Here is a 16,739-nt window from a genome sequence, read left to right as displayed (position 1 = left end):
GATCGCACCCTTGAGCAAGTTAATAAAAAAAACCGCTGATTGGTAGGGATTCCAGCGGGGTTAAATAATACAGTTATCTTTTCAGAGAAATCAACACTAAACTTGATTACAGAACTACTAGAAACTTTTACGACTAATAGTAACTATTTATAAGTGTTTATGAACTAGTTTTTTAGCATGATGCTTGTGATGTTTAGTATGATGAACTTTAGCAGATTTTACGCTAGTATGATGGATAGTTTTAGCTTGAGCTTGAGATGCAAAAGCGGTTACAGGTGCAGCAAAAATTAGAGCCAAAAGTAAAGCTTTAGCGAACTTATTCACTTGAAAAATCCTCATTAGGTAATCAACAATTTAACTATCCAATAGAGGTATGTCATAAGTTTGTAATTGAGATGAACCTTTCATGTCTATTTTTACATTCGTCAAATGTAGGATTTACTCGGTTAAAGCAAGAGACGCGATGAATCGCCGTCTCTACAAGCTAGAATTTTCATCAAAAAAGCTTAATTGAATCCTATGGGCTGACATGGAATACTTAGCTAAAAAATACTTGCTGGTATTTCAATCTTAAATGTAACAATCTGGACATCATCCAAATAGCTGTAATTTAGCTATGATACTTGGATTAATTTTGATTAAGAAATGGTAATAGACATCAATTCTTCTGATATTTCAAAGTTAGCTGTGACATTTTGCACGTCATCCAAGCCTTCTAGAGTATCAATTAACTTGAAAAGCGATCGCGCCCGATCGGGATCGGTAACTTCTACACTATTACTAGGAATCCAGCGCAATTCGGCATCAGTTACCTTAAAGCCTTGATTTTTGAGTGTCTGACTAAGAGTTTCTAAATTTCCAATATCAGTAAAAATCTCAGCCATCTCATCTTCAGTCATCTCATAAGACTGGGCACCGCCTTCGAGTGATGCTTCTAAAAGCTGTTCTTCGTCAACTACACCCTGCACAACACAAACGCCTTTTTGTTCAAACATCCAGCTAACGCAACCTGTTTCACCAAGATTGCCACCATTTTTACTAAAAGCTACACGCAAGTCAGCAGCAGTGCGATTGCGATTATCTGTGAGGGCTTCGATTAAAATCGCTACACCACAAGGGCCATAACCTTCGTAGCGAATCGCTTCAAAAGTAGCACTATCGCCGCCAAAAGTGCCTGCACCTTTAGCGATCGCTCGTTCAATATTATCATTGGGAATACTCGCAGCCTTAGCCTTGTCAACTGCTGTTCGCAGTTGAAAATTCAGCGCCGGATCTGGGACGCCGCTTCTAGCCGCAACGATAATCGCCCTGGATAACTGAGTGAAGGTTTTTCCCTTTTTTGCATCTACTAACGCTTTCTGGCGCTTAATATTTGCCCATTTACTATGTCCTGCCATAATTTGAGACGATCGTAACTCTATTCAAGATTAGGATATACCTAGCTTTTATCTGAATGCAAAGGTGCATTTGGTAAAAGTTCGCTAAGATGCAGCACTAAGATTTGATTTTCAAGTGAGATGAAAAATGTGTAGTTCAATAGACCTGCCTTAAAAATAGGGACTGGGGACTGGGGACTGGGGACTGGGAACTGGGAATTGGGGAAGAGATATTTTTATTGTTCCTTGTGAGTTCCACTCATGGAGTCTCTTGCAAAAAAGACTGTTGCAAGAGTTGGGAAAAGGAAAAAGGTTAAAGGGGAAGAGGACAGCACAAAACCTTTACCCTTTCCCCCTTCTCCTTTTCCCGACAAATGCCAAGAAGTCTAATTACTTCGCATCTCGTTTAGATCGCAAAAGGTTCCAGTTCCGTGTCATGCCACTCTTGTTCAAACCGTTCAGTAATCAACGGTCTAATGATAAACTTGGGCGGGCTACCATCTTGAACATCAATCCGCACACATGAATAAGGCAGTCGGTTCTGGAAATTGTAATTATGACGGCCCACAAATAACGTTGAATCAGCAACTTTCCGAGTGGGTTTACCTGAAATCTCAGCAAAAGTTTCCATTAATTCAGTCCCTTCTCGCCGTTGATAGCGGGGACGATGACCGCTCCCACCAGAGATAATACAGTTAATATGCGAGTCTGCAAATCCGGTATCAGTTGTGCAAAGATGCTCCAAACAGTGAGCGTGACCGTTTAAAATCAAATCGACTATGGGACGTTCTTTAATTAGAGTACCAAGAGTTTCTGCTACTTGTTCAAACACCCAGCGCAAACGATGACGAACCGCCAAGGTTTGTGCCTGATTCCACTTGGTAGCTTCTGTGACGTAGGGAGGATGGTGGAAAAAGATTACACGTCCGCGCACTTCGGAGGTGTTCCAAGATTCGATTAGTCTGCTTCGCAACCATTCAAGTTGTTCAAAATCGATCGCAGGCATTTGATGAGATGCTAGTTGTTTTTCAATGTCGATTTTGATTTCGTTTATTTGGTCTAATTTGGCACTGAGGTCATCCAGTTGTTCCGCTTCGGTGGGTTTATCTGGGTTGAGGCGATTATATATTCCCAAAATCTCCAATTCTTCTCGATCTATTTCCTGGCGACGCTTTTGTAATTCCCGACGGTAAATTTCTCCCTCTTGAGTTGCAGGTAATGGTGATGGTGTATTAAAGGTATTAGAATCCAGTGCAAAAAAGTCAATCCCGCCGTAACGAAAGGTGTAATAGCGATTGGGTAAACGGGTAAACTGTCCAGGTTCATAACGCAAACAGCGCCCTGTGTCGGTCTTTGCGGTGTAGTGCCGATCTAAATGACGTTCTAACTCTGGTGGAGACATCGCCTGAGTGTAGTCCATAAATGCTCGTGCATAAGCATTACCTTGATACGATCCATGCCAGCCAATCTCGATATCTTTGTAGCGGAACAGACGACGCAGTGACGATGTTGTGCCAGTAAATAAACGGTACATCAAAGGCACATCGTAGTAATCATGATTACCAAGTACTGGCAAGAACGGCAGGTTAAACACCATACGGTCATAAGGAACGCCTTTCGGGTTGCCACCACCAACAAGAAATTCCCGATAAGGCTCAATAAAGTTTGTTGAATAATATTCTTGGGAACCCACCACATAGATGACATCGCCAGTATGCAACACAAAGCTGCAATCATCGCGGTGAGTTAGCATCAGTTCGGCAACTTTTCGTTGGGGGTGGTGTCGAGAATGAGATTTAGTACCAGAATCGCCGATAACCATAAAGGAAAATTCTGGATTATCCTGCCTGCGATCGTCAATAACTAGACTGGTTTGGTCAATTCCCCGTTGCACAAAACTTGGATGCATCCACCGCACCCGTTCCTTCATCTTTTGAATTTTTACAGGAATGGGTGGATCGGAAATCAATTTCATGGCTAATAACTCTTGAATGCCTAACGCACACGCCGATTGTAACGAAATATTTAATTGTCATTAGTCATTTGTCATTTGTCATTTGTGAATAACCAATGCCCTTAATGAGTGCTGAGTCTTGAGTGCTGTTAGCAGATAGCTATGGTTTAGCGCTTGCTGAGTGGGAATCTCACTTTTTTTACTCGCAACTTGGAACTGTTTTGCCCAATGCCAATGCCCAATGCCCCATGCCCAATCTTTAAGGTAAATTTTCTCGCAATAATGCTCGAAAGCCTGCTTGTTGAAAATGCTCATCGGCAGTTAGTGCTTCAGTGATGCCGCTATATTGCATAACAATAAAAGATACGCAATCGACAAATCCCCATTCTTTCTCTGTTTGTTCGCGATATAGCTGGAAAGCGCGTTCGTAGAGTTCTTGAGAAAGGGGGACAATTTCTACTTTGGAGTCTGCTACTAGAGAATTTAATAATATGATTGCCGCCTGACGATAAGGTTGTTGGGATAAGGCATTGCCAATTTCTAACATTACCGCCTGTGTTGTCACCAAACGAGTTTCTGCTGCTTGTAACATTTTAGCCAGATGTAAGGCTCGGTCATGCAAGCGATCGCTCGGTGCAGATAAGGCAATGGCAAATGATGTATCAAGAAAGACTTCAGAATGCATGAAAAGTTTATTTACTGTACAAATATTTATCTATATTGGCAGACCAATCAGGCGGCCCTTCAAGGTTGAGCGATCGCGCCGTTTGCAAAAATGATACCGTTTCCTGTTCGCTGGGCGGTAAAATTTCAATACTGATTCGCACGTGGGTATTGATTGGCAGTGCGACCGGTTCAGCTGGATAGAACACTTTGCCATTAAATACAGCTGTGATTTTTTCTACCATTTTCCTTAGAAAGTTCTTCTAGTCTATCCTAAGCTGGTTATGGTAATACTGGTAGAGTAAACGACCCTATAAGTAGTGAAGATACGTATACTTGTTTTACAAATTATCTCGATTTTTCAAAAATTGCCTAAACCACCAACTGAATTACACCCCACTGTCCATTTGTCAACCAAGAAGAGTCAGATTTTGCTACTTTCTCAATAACTTCTGGCTTTAAACCAACTGCTACTTCTGATTTTAGGGTGCGTAGAGCTACCATTGGCACGGGTAGGTAGCAGACTATATCTGCAATATCAGTGGTAAATTCCCAATGGCGATCGCCTAATAATCGGCGATAATTGGCATCTCCTTTGACTATAACCAAACTCGCATTGGCTAACTCATTTTTGAGGGAGTTGGGTATTTCCCAAAAGGCTAAAGGCGATGTCCAAAAGTAATCTTCAGATAGTACTAAACGCCCTGATGCAATATTGTCTCGGAGTCTTTGGCTAAAGAATATAAGTTGTTGATTTCCAGTAGCGGCTAAAAAACTTATTGTGTCATGTACATCCTTAATCATGGCATCAGATACAAAAGTCGGATGTGGCTTTAAGTGTAGGTAAATCCGATTAGCCAATCTGCTATTTAATAAAAAATCTACTAAACATAAATCACAAACGAGTTCAAAGCCAGCATTATCTACAACAAAATCAATCCGTCCCCCTTGAGAGTTGATTAATAATTCCGTGACTTGGGAGGCATCATTTACTAAAATGTGAGCTAGTTGGGTTTGAATATCAAAACGACTGCGATCGCTCTCAAATGCTGACCATAAACTCAAGTCAACTCGATTTCCCCACAAAGCAAAATATAACAGCGCTATTAAAGCTGTTTGATTGGATTCTCCCTTCAGTTGAGAATTATTTAACCAATTGTTAGACCGATCGCACAATAGAATAATCGAATCCAAAGATGCTTCTAAACTTTGAGACTTTTGTAACTCAAATGGATCGACACCTTGCCAGACACCAGAGCGAAAATAATTAGTAATTTCTAGAATCAACCGAAAAAAATAAGTTTCAGCAAAAAACCAAGGAACATCTAGCCAACGCTGACCTTTATATAATTCTAAATATGTATTCCAGGCTGAAAAATCTACAGCAGTCTTATCAAAAAGAGGTTGCACATATCCTGCGGGCAATTCTTTTGCCAGATTTTCTAAGCTGGTATTAGTTGCAGACGAGAAATTATTTTCAGCAATAACTTTGCGAGCGATCGCAGGCATTCGTTGAGTAACTGTAAACTCAGTAAAAGAACCAACTTCTGACCCCAAAAGAGACGGTGGTATGGGTAATTTGGGCATGTGGAATATATTCGCCACAAACTTTGATTTTCCTAATCTTTTCAGTTATTCTAACTCCGGATGCGACTTTCTTTCAAATCTAATCAACTCAAAAGCGGCATAAATCGCCGTCAAGACAAAGACTGATTATTGTCTTGACGGCGATTTATCGCGTCTAAAATTATAGTGAGATGCAAAGATTGATTCCAGCACCCCTAAATTGTCTATTGTGAATCATTAGTATCGCCAAATGATTTCATCTGTAACTCGACTGCGTTGACGTAACCTCGATCGTTCAAAACTTCCGCTGGTAACTTATTAGCCCTGATAGCAGCTTGAACCACATCTTTTGCAGTCAAGTATCCGGTTTGGTATCTGAATAACAAAGTGCCCCCACTGGGAATACCCTGCTCTCTTAAATAACCTTGATAAGCGAGAAAGGCAATATTGAAGGGTTGCAGATATTTAGCATCTGTAGGGTTTTTACGTAAAGTATTAGAGTTGACATCTGTATTTATTTGTTCACCGCCATTGTTAGTATTAACTGTTTGAGCGCCAGCAATTCCAGGTATAAAAGCGATAGAAGTAATGATCAGTGCAGAATTGAGCAAAGTTGTGAATTTCATGATTTTATTTTTAGTAGAGATTAATTAGTGTTTTCAATGAAAAAAGTCTTATTTCTTATGATTTTGAAGCTTTTATAATTAACCCATCATACTTGTTGATTTATTACTCACATATTTAAGTAAAATAATTTTCTAAGAATTTTAAAAAATCATTAAGAGAAGTATTACAAGTTAAAAATGGAGTATTTTGGGAACAAAACTGTAATTAATCAAACAATCGAAGCTACATCTCAAAAGCACAGAAGTAACTTAGCTCATTTAAAATTCCCAAAACCCATCATGTAATAGGCAATAGAAGCAGTATCAAAAGGTTTGAGATAATTGACATTTGTGGAATAGCTAAGAGAAATTTCAGAGTTGGCGGCTGTGTTTATTGATGGGCTATTGTGATTCTTGGCTCGATGAAAGCAAGTAATTTTAGGCATAGAATTAATCCAAGCAATAATATGTGCAGATTTTAGCAATTTTGTGAATTTCATAGAGTTATTCTCAATTAGAACCAAGTGTAATTGCAATCAGTATTTTCTAGTAATAGAGTCCACTGTTTTATTAATCTCAATCTTTTAGGTTCAGTTCATCTGATGGGTTAATTTGTTAATTACCCAAACGGATTAGTCAAATTCACCCAACTTGGATAAATTTAACATTCGAGAAAGTTTAGTGAGAACTGAAAAGAACCAAATATATGCTAAATAAAATCCTTAACTGACAAGTATTTATAGAATATGCGTTAGCGTAGTTTGCACTTCGACAAATCGCTTACTCACATATCTATAGATTTTTTAATTGATGCTATCAACCGAAGTCTAATTTTGTTTTGGCTAATAAACTTTCCATACCAATATGCTAGAAAATCTTGATGATGGAAGCAAATGCTTTTAATTCTCAATTTGATAAATAAAAGTGATTGCAATTAATTTCTAGAGGAAAATCCTGTAACTCATTGCCTATTCGTGACTTCTGAACTATTTTGTCAGCGTCACAGGTTCCATAAATTCACTACAAATAAGCTGATAGTGTAAAAATGTTATATGTATCGTTTATTTACAAAGTCATTTATGCCGAAAGCAATTTGGAATGGAGCTACTTTAGCCGAGAGTGATAATACTGTAGTTGTGGAAGGCAACCATTATTTTCCTGTTGACGCCATTAACAAGCAGTACTTTACTGAAAGCAACACCCACACTACTTGTGCTTGGAAAGGTGTTGCCAGTTACTACAGTATCGAAGTTGATGGGCAAGTCAACAAAGATGCTGCTTGGTATTATCCCAGCGCTAAGGAGAAGGCTAAGAATATTGAAGGTCATGTCGCCTTCTGGAAGGGTGTAAAAGTCGAGGCTTAATAAAGGTTCCTGGAAGTATTTTAGTTTCAGGGACATTAATATTACGTCTGGCTAATTGCCCATAAAATACTTAGCCCGCGCAGAGAGAAGTCTAAGCGGGCTTCGTATTTAAACTATTTGCAAATTTATTTTAATACGTAATTATACCTTCGCCTTGCGAAATGCTGCTTGCTTTGTCTTCGCCAGCCAAGCTAGACTACCAGCAAGTATAGTACCAGCGATCGCACTTGGTTCGGATACTGGTTTCGATATAGTAGCACCAGGATTCAATATCAAAGTATCAGAGTTGATAGTTATGTTGCCTGCTGCTCCTGAATTATGGCTACCACTGTTAATTTGCCCAGAATTGCCGTTGACTGTGCTGATAGGAATCGTTACCTGACTACCACTTATTACGACAACGTTATCGGTTGTAACAGTTAAACTACCTGCTGCTTCTGAATTATTGCTACTAGCCTTAATTCGCAGGCTACGAGTAGAGACAGTAAAAGTGCCGCTAGAACTAGTTAAATTGCCGCCGATGGTGATGCTATCAAGAGCTGTTACATTACTATCATCGATTCCCGTTAGTCCACCATCGATCGCCAAATTCTCGCTGTTGATAGTGCTATTGATAAGTGTTAGGTTACTATCTATATTCACATTGTCGCTGCTAATGGTGCTATTGCTAAACGTTAGATTACTAGAATTATAAGCGTTGATATTACCAGCGATCGCAAGCCCAGAAAGTGTAACATTCGCGGCGTTAATGTCAAACACGGGTAAGTGATTATTGCTACTAATGGTAAGTAAGTTAGCACCTGGGCCATTAATAGTGAGATTTTTGGCAATCGCAAGTGCCCCACTTGTCAGGGTAATTGTACTAGGATTACTGCCTAATAAAAACTCTACCACGTCATTGTTACTTGCAATGTCGATCGTATCTCGCAACGAGCCAACGCCACTATCATTGAGATTATTAACCACCAAGGTAGCAGCTTGTGCTGATTCCACTTGCATTATCACCAAACTCAGAGCAACGGCTGTAGAAATAGCTTGAGCAATAGCCTTTTTTTTATTGTTTTTTGTCACCGAAAACCCCTTAGATTAATTTTTCAAAATTCAAAAACTCTGAAATATTAGTCTTACATCTTATAATTGAATACTAATCATCTTTATGAATTAATTTTTGTTGGTTTTAGCCATGCAAAAACCTGCGTAACTGTTAAATTAAGTTGTAAAAATTCAGGTACAGGCAATACTTCGTCTCCAGTCATCTCTATAGGTTGCTGTCCTGGCAAAAATACTAATACTAAGCGTTCATCTGGATCGATCAACCACCCTAATCGAGTGCCATGTTTTAGACAGTGAAGAATATTTATAATTACCTTGGTTGTATTCTGTTCTGGTGAAAGAATTTCAATTGTCCAATCAGGATAAATTCCAAAGGTATTTTCAATTTCTCCATTAACATCAAAGGGAATCCGTTCCCAAGCAAATACACTCACGTCTGGGACAATCGAACGTCCGCCAAACGTACAGCGTAATTCTAGAAAAGCCAAGGCAATTTCTTGTTCTTCAGCAATTTGGTTAATTGCATTACAAAGTTTTAGTTGTAGCCGGGAATGTTTGCCTTGTGGCATTGGTTTCTGGTAGATACGATGACTGTCTATAAATTCACTAGGAGGCTTGGTTTCTGGCAGTTTGAGGAACTCTGCTAAGGAGATTGATTTGTGCAGCGTGGGTGTCATAGCTATGCAAATGCCATATTTTATTGGAATCTTAGCATTTTCTATCTTGGTATTTTAGGGAGCGAGTCTATTCTCCTTGATGTTGCTGCTGCAACATTGCTTAAATTATAGTGTAGAGGATTTTCTTTAAGCTTTGCATGGCACGAATAGCAAAATTATGATGATGCCAAGCTTTAATATTGTACGCAGAATTTAGTTCTTTCTAAACTATATTAATCTTTATTGAAGGAATAATTTTATGGATTCAGTCATTTTTGATAAAATTCATGGTGTAATTTTTGGTCAAGCAATAGGAGATGCTCTGGGTTTTGGAACAGAATGGATACCAAAGTCTCAAGTTCGCAAAGAGTATCCAGATGGATTGAGTAGCTATAGTCAAATTGTTCGCTATCGCAATGTAAGTGGTTGGACACCTGGAGATTGGACAGATGATACTGATCAGATGTTGTGCATCCTCGATAGTTTGTTGGAAAAACAGCGAGTTGACATACTCGATATTGCTGCACGCTTTCATCATTGGGCAGTTACAGATGGCATGGGTATGGGTCAAACTGTGTATTCTGTGGTGTATTCTCCTGATTTTTTGCAAAATCCGCTTGCTACTGCTAAACAGGTTTGGGAAGCATCTGGACAGAAGGCTGCTGCTAACGGTGGTGTGATGAGAACTTCTGTATTAGGTATTTGGGAATATTCCTTTCCTGAAAAAGTTAAACGCAACGCTGAGGAGGTTTGTAAAATTACGCACTACGATTCGCGTTGTGTTGGTTCATGCGTGGCGGTAAGTCTTGCAATCAGCGCTTTATTACGCCAAGAGAGTGATATTAATTCTTTAATAGAATCAATAGCGATCGCTGTACAAGACTACCATCCCTCTATTCAAGAGTATTTTGACAAAGCTGCAACTTTATCCTTAGAAGCACTAGATTTAGATGAAGGTTTAAATCCAGGAGAAAAAGGTGGAACTGGGTACACCCTTAAAACAATGGGGGCTGGATTTTGGGCACTTCAACACGCACAATCTTATGAAGATGGAATTTTACAAATTATTCATGAAGCAGGCGATGCTGACACGAATGCTGCCGTAGCAGGAGCATTGTTAGGAGCGCGTTTTGGATACCAAAACATTCCCCAACAGTGGATAGAAGAATTGGTGTACAAACAAGAATTGGATAACAGAGTTGAGAGGCTGATAAATCTAGTTAAAGGATAGTTGTAGTTTGGGTTGAACGAACGCGAACAGCGTCCCCTAAAGAAGTCAAACCCAACAAATCAGCGTATTGATCCCTAAGGCAGTAGAAGTTAAAATCAATGGTGCGTTAACCTTTGGCATAACGCACCTAAGAAAATATCTAAAACCTAATTATGAATTAACAATTTTTAATTAGAAGCTGCCTGTTCTGCAACCGAATGAATTATTTCCTCCAGCGTTTGCAATAACTCTTGCTCGTTATAAGGTTTAGAAAAGTAAGCCCGCGCCCCCAATTGTATAGCTAGTTGCCGATGTTTATTGCTGCTACGAGAAGTCAGCATTGCCACTGGAATATTTTTTGTATCCACGTCTGAATTTACCTTACCTAAAAAGCCATAACCATCAAGGCGAGGCATTTCAATATCGCAAATTACTGCCTCCACTTTTAATCCACTATGGAGTTTTTCTAAGGCATCTTGACCATCTTTAGCTTGTTCTACTTGATACCCTCCTTTTTCAAGAGTCAGAGCTAAAAAGCGGCGGACATTAATCGAATCATCTACGATTAAAATTGTGCCTTTCTGCTTAATAGATGCTGCTGATATTTTCTCTTCATCAAATATCAGGAACGGTGTTTTTAACCTTGCTGATGGTAATTGAGTTCCTCTCGGTGTCTTTTTATTTGTAGCAATCCAATACAGCAACTCATTAACATTAACTAATGGTACTACTCGACCATCACCGAGAATTGTACAATTGCTGAAGCCTTCAGGTAAGGGTATATTTCCTTCAACTTGGCGAATTGCAACTTCTTGTTCGCCCCAGCAACGATCTATTTGGATTGCGACTGGCTGATTATTACCTTTGACTACTAACACACTGTTAGTACTAATGGCTGCCGGAATTTCTAACTCTGCGCTATCGTAGCGTAGGCAATTAAACTCTAAATAACGAGTTAAGCGAATCAGTGGCAGCATGGTTCCTTGCCAATTTAAAACTTCGCTACCAGCCATTTCAAAAACTCGCTCGTCTTGGAGTAAAGATATTTCTGAAATGACATCTGTGGGAAATGCTAATAGAATTTTGTTGATTTCTACCAGCAAAACTCGCGCAACGGAAAGTGTAAACGGTACTGATAAAGTGAAGGTAGTACCAACTCCTGGTTCTGTATCAACTTTCACATCTCCTCGAATTAGTTTGAGGTTGTTGCGAACCACATCCATACCGACACCGCGGCCAGATAATGCTGTAACTTGCTCGGAGGTGGTAAAACCTGGTTCAAAAATTAGTGATAATAGTTCTTCATCACTAGCATTAGCGAGTAAAGAAGCATCCAATCCCATAGTTAGGGCGCGGGTGCGAATTTTCTCTAGAGAAATGCCCCAACCATCATCACGGATGGTGATGATGGTGCGATTACTGCGATGAGTAGCTGTAATTTCAATTAATCCTTGTTCTGGTTTTCCTAAAAGGCGACGCGTGGCAGAGTCTTCAATACCATGATCGAAAGCGTTCCTTAATAGGTGCATTAAAGGTTCGTTTAAAGCTTCTAAAATGCTGCGTTCAATTAAAGTGTTGCCACCTTCGATTTTTAACTGAACATTTTTGCCATACTCGACATTTAAATCGCGTAAAGCTCTCGGAAAACGTTCGATTAAATCAGACAGCGGTCGCATTCGGATGTGATTTAGCTTTGTTTGTAACTGTTTCGATGTTTTGTTTAGTTTACGAGCAATATGGTCTGTATCATCTACACTGAGTTGCACATCTGTTGTGACTTCTTGTACCTGAACAATGGTTTCCATAACTTCCTGCGATCGCAGGTTTAATTCGTTATAGCGATCCATTTCTAAAGCATCAAATTCTGTGTTTGTACCTTCTAATTGGTGGCCATTTTCAGCTTGTATCTGCGCCCCATTAAACATGGTAGCTTGAGTGGAAATCTTATCGGAGACTATGCGTAATTCCTGGTTTTCGCGGTCGAGAATTTGAACTCGCTGGTTGAGGTTCCGAACGAGTTTGCGTAATCTTTCTAGTTGTGAGTTTAAGCCATTTCGTTGAACAATCAGTTCGCCAAATAAATCATTAATTTGCTCTAACTGTTTGCTAGGAACTCGGACGCTATTTTCATGAGTTTCTCGTTCTTTAGCAACGGCAACTGGCTCTCCTTTACCTTCGCTAAATTTGCCATCTGGGGGATTCTCTTCTTTAGCAAATATTGTATTGTGTTCAGGTACATTGACAGCATTTACATCATCAGCAAATTCTGCATCTACAAATGTAAAATTGGCTGCGATCGCTTCATCTTTCACCCAAGTTTCTGGAGTTATCTCTGCTTGCCAAACAGCTGTTGACGCTACTTCTGTGTCGATGACATCTGTGGGGAGAAGCTGTGGTATCACTTCTGCTGGTAATAGTGGCTGGGATTGCAAACTACTCAAGTCAATAGCTGTAGGTAAGTTATCTAGCTGATTTGTCAGCACCAAAGCTTGCGATCGCCGCCATGCTTGCAATGCTAACTGGGCAACTTCGGGAATGCGTTCTCTATTAACAGTTTCCAAATGCTGCGTTACCGACTCACAAAGCTTGCTAAAAGCTTGCAACTGAAGCATTTCTCCCAAACCGCCTAATTCAGCTGCCAGGATCGCAATATTTTCATGCAATCCGGCTTGTTCGCTATCTGCCAATATAGATTCTAGACGTTGCAAACACTCTTCTACTTCTGTGGCAAATAGCAAAGGAATAACGTCTTGCCCGTCCTCTGGGGATAGCATAGTTGAGGCATCTTCTGGGGTGGGGTCGCCCAAGCGATCGTGCAACTCATCGAAGATGGGATAACAAAAAGTTGCTAACCACTGATCTTCGACAACATTCCCTTCTGCAAGCAATTCTACAATTTGACGCAGCCAGTCAACTCCAGATAGCAATAAACTTTGCAACTGAGTATCGATTTCTAAAGAATTTTTTTTAGTTTTTAAAACTTTAAAAGAATCTTCCAGACGGTGAGATAAATCACTTAGCGATTTAAATCCCATCATTCCCGCACCACCTTTAATAGAATGAGTGGCCCGGAGTGCAGCATTGATTTTATCCAAATCGATGCGGTTACTAGTATCGATTTCCAGCAATACCCCTTCTAAGGTATTTAAGTAATCTGTTGCTTCTTCTAGAAACTGCATCTGGATTTCTAGTTCTTTGTCTTGTAGCATGGTTTTTGTCCTTAGTCATTGGTCATTGGTCATTAGTCATTGGTCATTAGTCATTGGTCATTGGTCATTGGTCATTAGTCATTAGTCATTAGTCATTGGTAAAATGACAAAGGACAAATGACAACGGACAAATAACAAAAGTTATTAGTCATTAGTCATTGGTAAAAGGACAAAGGACAAAGGACAAATGACAAATGACAAATGACAAATAACAAATAACAAATGACAAATGACAAACTTAACTAACTTTGAAAGCCTCGACAGTCTCTTGCAACTGTTGGGAAATATCCACAGTTTGTTGCAGAGATTCAGAAACTTGGCGAGAAGAATCGCTGCTACGTTGTGATATAGCAGCGATATCTTTCATCAATTGGCTAACACTTTGGGATGTTTCAACCTGAGATGCAGTCGCGGTAGAAATCGACTGCACTAAGGAGTCAATTTGAGAAGATACATCCAAAATTTCACTCAGACTTTGTTTAGCTTCCTCCACAATTCGAGTACCTTCTACCACTTGGGTAGTGCCTATTTCCATTGCTTGCACTACTTCACTGGTTTCTCGTTGGATATTTTCAACAATTTGTTCGATTTCTTGGGTTGCGGCGGCACTCCTAACTGCTAGTTCGCCGACTTCTTCAGCCACTACGGCAAAACCTTGACCTTCTTCACCCGCACGCGCTGCTTCAATACCGGCGTTAATGGCAAGCAAGTTGGTTTGAATCGCAATTTGGTTAATCAAGGAAACCACGCGAGAAATTTGTTGCGAAGACTCTCCCAAACGTTTCACTTTCTTGGCAGTTTCACCCACAGTTTCCCGCAAAGAGAGGATGTTTTGTACTGTCAAATCCATTGCGTGTCCACTCTTGGTAGCGGTGTGAGCAGCATGGTTAGCAATGAAGGCAGTTTTTTCGGCACTTTCGGCTACGGCTTTCATAGATTGGGTCATGTGGTCAACAGCATCAAGGGTGCGGTTGATTTCGGCAGCTTGGGTTAGCGCTTCTTCTGCTAGGTGGCGGATGGCTCCTTCGTTAGAGCCAATGGCACTATTTACATGGATGGCAGCTTGTTTAACTTGGGTAACAATATCTCGGAGGCTTTCCACAATGGAGTTGAAGAAGTCGGCAACAGTACCGATTTCCCCAGCAGTTACGTCTGCACGCACTGTTAAATCGCCTCTGGCTGCACCTTCTACGTCGTTGAGTAGTTGTAAAAGTTGTTGTTGCAGTGTTTCGTCTGACCCACTTATAGTTACATTTCTGACTTTTTCTATCTCTTCTAATAACTTAGCTTGTTCTAAAGCATAGCCGACTTGAGTTGCTATCTGTTGAAACAAGTCAATTTCCGGCTGTTGCCAAACACGAGGAGTTTCGCAATGATGAGCAATTAATAAGCCTAAAAGTTTTTCTTGGGCAAGAATCGGTACAATTAAATGACTTTTGACAGCAAATTTTTCCAACAGTTGGATGTAACTGTCGGCATTTTTCAGGCTTTGGTCTTGATGAATATCGGCAACTGCTTGCACGTCTGTGTCGCGATCGCTTTCTAGATAATGTTCCTTAAAATAAGGGTCGTCAATTTGTACTCCCAGCATTTTGGGCCAATTACCAGTTCCCGATTCCGCAACGACGACACCAGTCAAAGTACCTGGATTCAGACTATAAATGATTACCCGGTCTGTTTTGAGGATTTGCTGAACTTCTTTGACTGCTGCGTGATAAATATCTTCAGTTTTGAGAACTTTCCGAATCCGTAGGGTAATATCTGCTAGTAATTTTGTCCCTTCAACGTCTAGTTCCTGCTGCTGTTCTTTAACTAAGACCTGCAATTGTTCGGCCATCAGATTGATATTTGCACTCAATACCCCTAATTCGTCTTCTCTTTCAATTTCCAGACGGGTATTAAATTTACCTTGACCTAACTTTGCTAATGCCGCAGTTGCATTAAGAATTGGTAGTGTAGTCAGTTTAGCTAATCGAGATGCGATCGCACCCACAATCAGTGCTGTCACTGCTGTACCGATGGCTATAGTCCACAACAATTGTCTTTGCGGCTCAAATACAGTTGCAGTATCTGTAGCTAAAAGTACCTGCCAATTTAGATCGGGTAAGCCATCTAAGGTACTAGCTGGTACATAACTGACTAGTTCTTGTTTTTTCTGAGTTTTCGGAACTTCTATAAAACTATTTACCTTTCTAGCTGCTAACAGTTTAGGTAAATTAGAATACTCTGCCTTGGCCTCTTTCCCCAATAATTCCTTTTGGGGACTCAAGAAAACTGTTCCCGCAGCATCAAGCAAATAGTATTGTTGTCCGTTGGCTGCGTAGTTTTTGGTAACTTCCTCTAAAGATTTTACGGGCATACGTGCTTGTACCACGCCAATAGTTTGACCCGTTCTTGTCTCTTTCACAGGTGCGGCTAGATAAATACTCACAACACCAGTATTTGCTGCTTCCGGTTTGCTGATGACAGGAGTATCTTTTTGTAAAGCGTCTTGAAAAAAGGTGCGGTCTTTTTGATTTTCCAGGGGTTCGCCTGTAGACTGGACAATCAAGTTACCTTGGCGATCGAAAACAGCAATACTGTCATAAGCTTTGTAGGCTTCGACAACCCGATCTAAAACTGCTTGCTTTTCTTGAGTACTAATACTAGCTTGAGAATTTGTCAAAAATAGTAAGTTTGATATTACTTGAATATCACCGTAGCGTCCCAGCATGAAGCGGTTAACTTTATCACTCAAGCCAGTGGCTTCGGCTTGTTGAGATTGGGTAATTTGCTTAGTAATGGATTTGTTGGCCAAACCAAAAGCGATCGCACCGATGCCCAAAACTGGTATTGTACCAATTGCGATCGCTAAAATAGTCGCTTTCTTAACCAATCCCAGCCTAGTAAAATAGGCAATCCCCTGATTCCAAGAAGAATTATTAGCACTTTCAGTAGTCAGCTTAGTTGGTAGCTTTACTACAGTTCCAATGGCTTTTTGAGATGAAATCAGCGATGCTCGATTTTGAGCGCTATTACCTTGATTCGTGTTAGTTTTATTAAACATAAAAGTAGTTCTCCTAAGTATGTGAATAAGAACACTA

14 protein-coding genes are annotated in these 16,739 nt (G+C 40.1%); 2 read left to right on the top strand and 12 right to left on the bottom strand.

Annotation, left to right across the window (positions count from 1 at the left end; translation table 11 throughout):
* Positions 1–147: 147 nt before the first annotated feature.
* The 8 genes from RMZ42_RS15415 to RMZ42_RS15380 all read right to left on the bottom strand — a co-directional run bounded on the left by RMZ42_RS15415 (position 148) and on the right by RMZ42_RS15380 (position 6,664).
* Positions 148–324, bottom strand: a complete 177-nt coding sequence (locus RMZ42_RS15415; protein ID WP_322672217.1) for a hypothetical protein — start codon at positions 322–324, stop codon at positions 148–150.
* 314 nt (positions 325–638) lie between these two features.
* A complete protein-coding gene (locus tag RMZ42_RS15410) occupies positions 639–1,397 on the bottom strand; it encodes a YebC/PmpR family DNA-binding transcriptional regulator (protein WP_322672216.1) in 759 nt (252 codons plus the stop codon).
* Positions 1,398–1,782: 385 nt separating this feature from the next.
* Complete coding sequence (locus tag RMZ42_RS15405; protein WP_322672215.1) at positions 1,783–3,351, bottom strand: metallophosphoesterase; 1,569 nt, start codon at positions 3,349–3,351, stop codon at positions 1,783–1,785.
* Positions 3,352–3,589: 238 nt separating this feature from the next.
* The gene (locus tag RMZ42_RS15400; RefSeq protein WP_322672214.1) at positions 3,590–4,015 is read right to left on the bottom strand and encodes a type II toxin-antitoxin system VapC family toxin; all 426 of its coding nucleotides are present in this window, start codon (positions 4,013–4,015) and stop codon (positions 3,590–3,592) included.
* Between the two features lie 7 nt (positions 4,016–4,022).
* The gene (locus RMZ42_RS15395) at positions 4,023–4,238 is read right to left on the bottom strand and encodes a hypothetical protein (RefSeq protein ID WP_322672213.1); all 216 of its coding nucleotides are present in this window, start codon (positions 4,236–4,238) and stop codon (positions 4,023–4,025) included.
* A 127-nt stretch (positions 4,239–4,365) separates the two neighbouring features.
* Positions 4,366–5,580 (bottom strand): damage-control phosphatase ARMT1 family protein, encoded by a 1,215-nt coding sequence (locus tag RMZ42_RS15390; RefSeq protein WP_322672301.1) that lies wholly within the window; start codon positions 5,578–5,580, stop codon positions 4,366–4,368.
* A gap of 203 nt (positions 5,581–5,783) precedes the next feature.
* Entirely contained in the window at positions 5,784–6,185 is a 402-nt protein-coding gene (locus RMZ42_RS15385) for a hypothetical protein (protein ID WP_322672212.1), read from the bottom strand.
* A gap of 254 nt (positions 6,186–6,439) precedes the next feature.
* The gene (locus tag RMZ42_RS15380) at positions 6,440–6,664 is read right to left on the bottom strand and encodes a hypothetical protein (RefSeq protein WP_322672211.1); all 225 of its coding nucleotides are present in this window, start codon (positions 6,662–6,664) and stop codon (positions 6,440–6,442) included.
* Positions 6,665–7,243: 579 nt separating this feature from the next.
* On the opposite strand from RMZ42_RS15380, the gene RMZ42_RS15375 reads away from it, so the two are divergent.
* Positions 7,244–7,528 (top strand): DUF427 domain-containing protein, encoded by a 285-nt coding sequence (locus RMZ42_RS15375; protein WP_322672210.1) that lies wholly within the window; start codon positions 7,244–7,246, stop codon positions 7,526–7,528.
* A 141-nt stretch (positions 7,529–7,669) separates the two neighbouring features.
* On the opposite strand, the gene RMZ42_RS15370 is transcribed toward RMZ42_RS15375, so the two are convergent.
* Both RMZ42_RS15370 and RMZ42_RS15365 read right to left on the bottom strand, forming a co-directional pair.
* Positions 7,670–8,599, bottom strand: a complete 930-nt coding sequence (locus RMZ42_RS15370) for a hypothetical protein (RefSeq protein WP_322672209.1) — start codon at positions 8,597–8,599, stop codon at positions 7,670–7,672.
* Positions 8,600–8,682: 83 nt separating this feature from the next.
* A complete protein-coding gene (locus tag RMZ42_RS15365; RefSeq protein ID WP_322672208.1) occupies positions 8,683–9,258 on the bottom strand; it encodes a Uma2 family endonuclease in 576 nt (191 codons plus the stop codon).
* Between the two features lie 238 nt (positions 9,259–9,496).
* Between RMZ42_RS15365 and RMZ42_RS15360 the strand changes: the two genes are divergently transcribed.
* Positions 9,497–10,468 carry an ADP-ribosylglycohydrolase family protein gene (locus RMZ42_RS15360; protein ID WP_322672207.1) on the top strand — a complete coding sequence of 324 codons (972 nt, stop codon included), beginning with the start codon at positions 9,497–9,499 and terminating at the stop codon, positions 10,466–10,468.
* A gap of 167 nt (positions 10,469–10,635) precedes the next feature.
* Here the strand turns inward: RMZ42_RS15360 and RMZ42_RS15355 are convergent, their stop codons facing one another.
* Complete coding sequence (locus tag RMZ42_RS15355) at positions 10,636–13,656, bottom strand: hybrid sensor histidine kinase/response regulator (protein WP_322672206.1); 3,021 nt, start codon at positions 13,654–13,656, stop codon at positions 10,636–10,638.
* A gap of 238 nt (positions 13,657–13,894) precedes the next feature.
* Entirely contained in the window at positions 13,895–16,702 is a 2,808-nt protein-coding gene (locus RMZ42_RS15350) for a methyl-accepting chemotaxis protein (RefSeq protein WP_322672205.1), read from the bottom strand.
* Positions 16,703–16,739: the final 37 nt, after the last annotated feature.

It is taken from the genome of Nostoc sp. DedQUE05 (assembly GCF_034530955.1).
Taxonomy (GTDB): Bacteria; Cyanobacteriota; Cyanobacteriia; order Cyanobacteriales; family Nostocaceae; genus Nostoc.
Note: the sequence above shows the minus strand (reverse complement) of the source record. Positions and strands in the feature narration are given on the sequence as shown.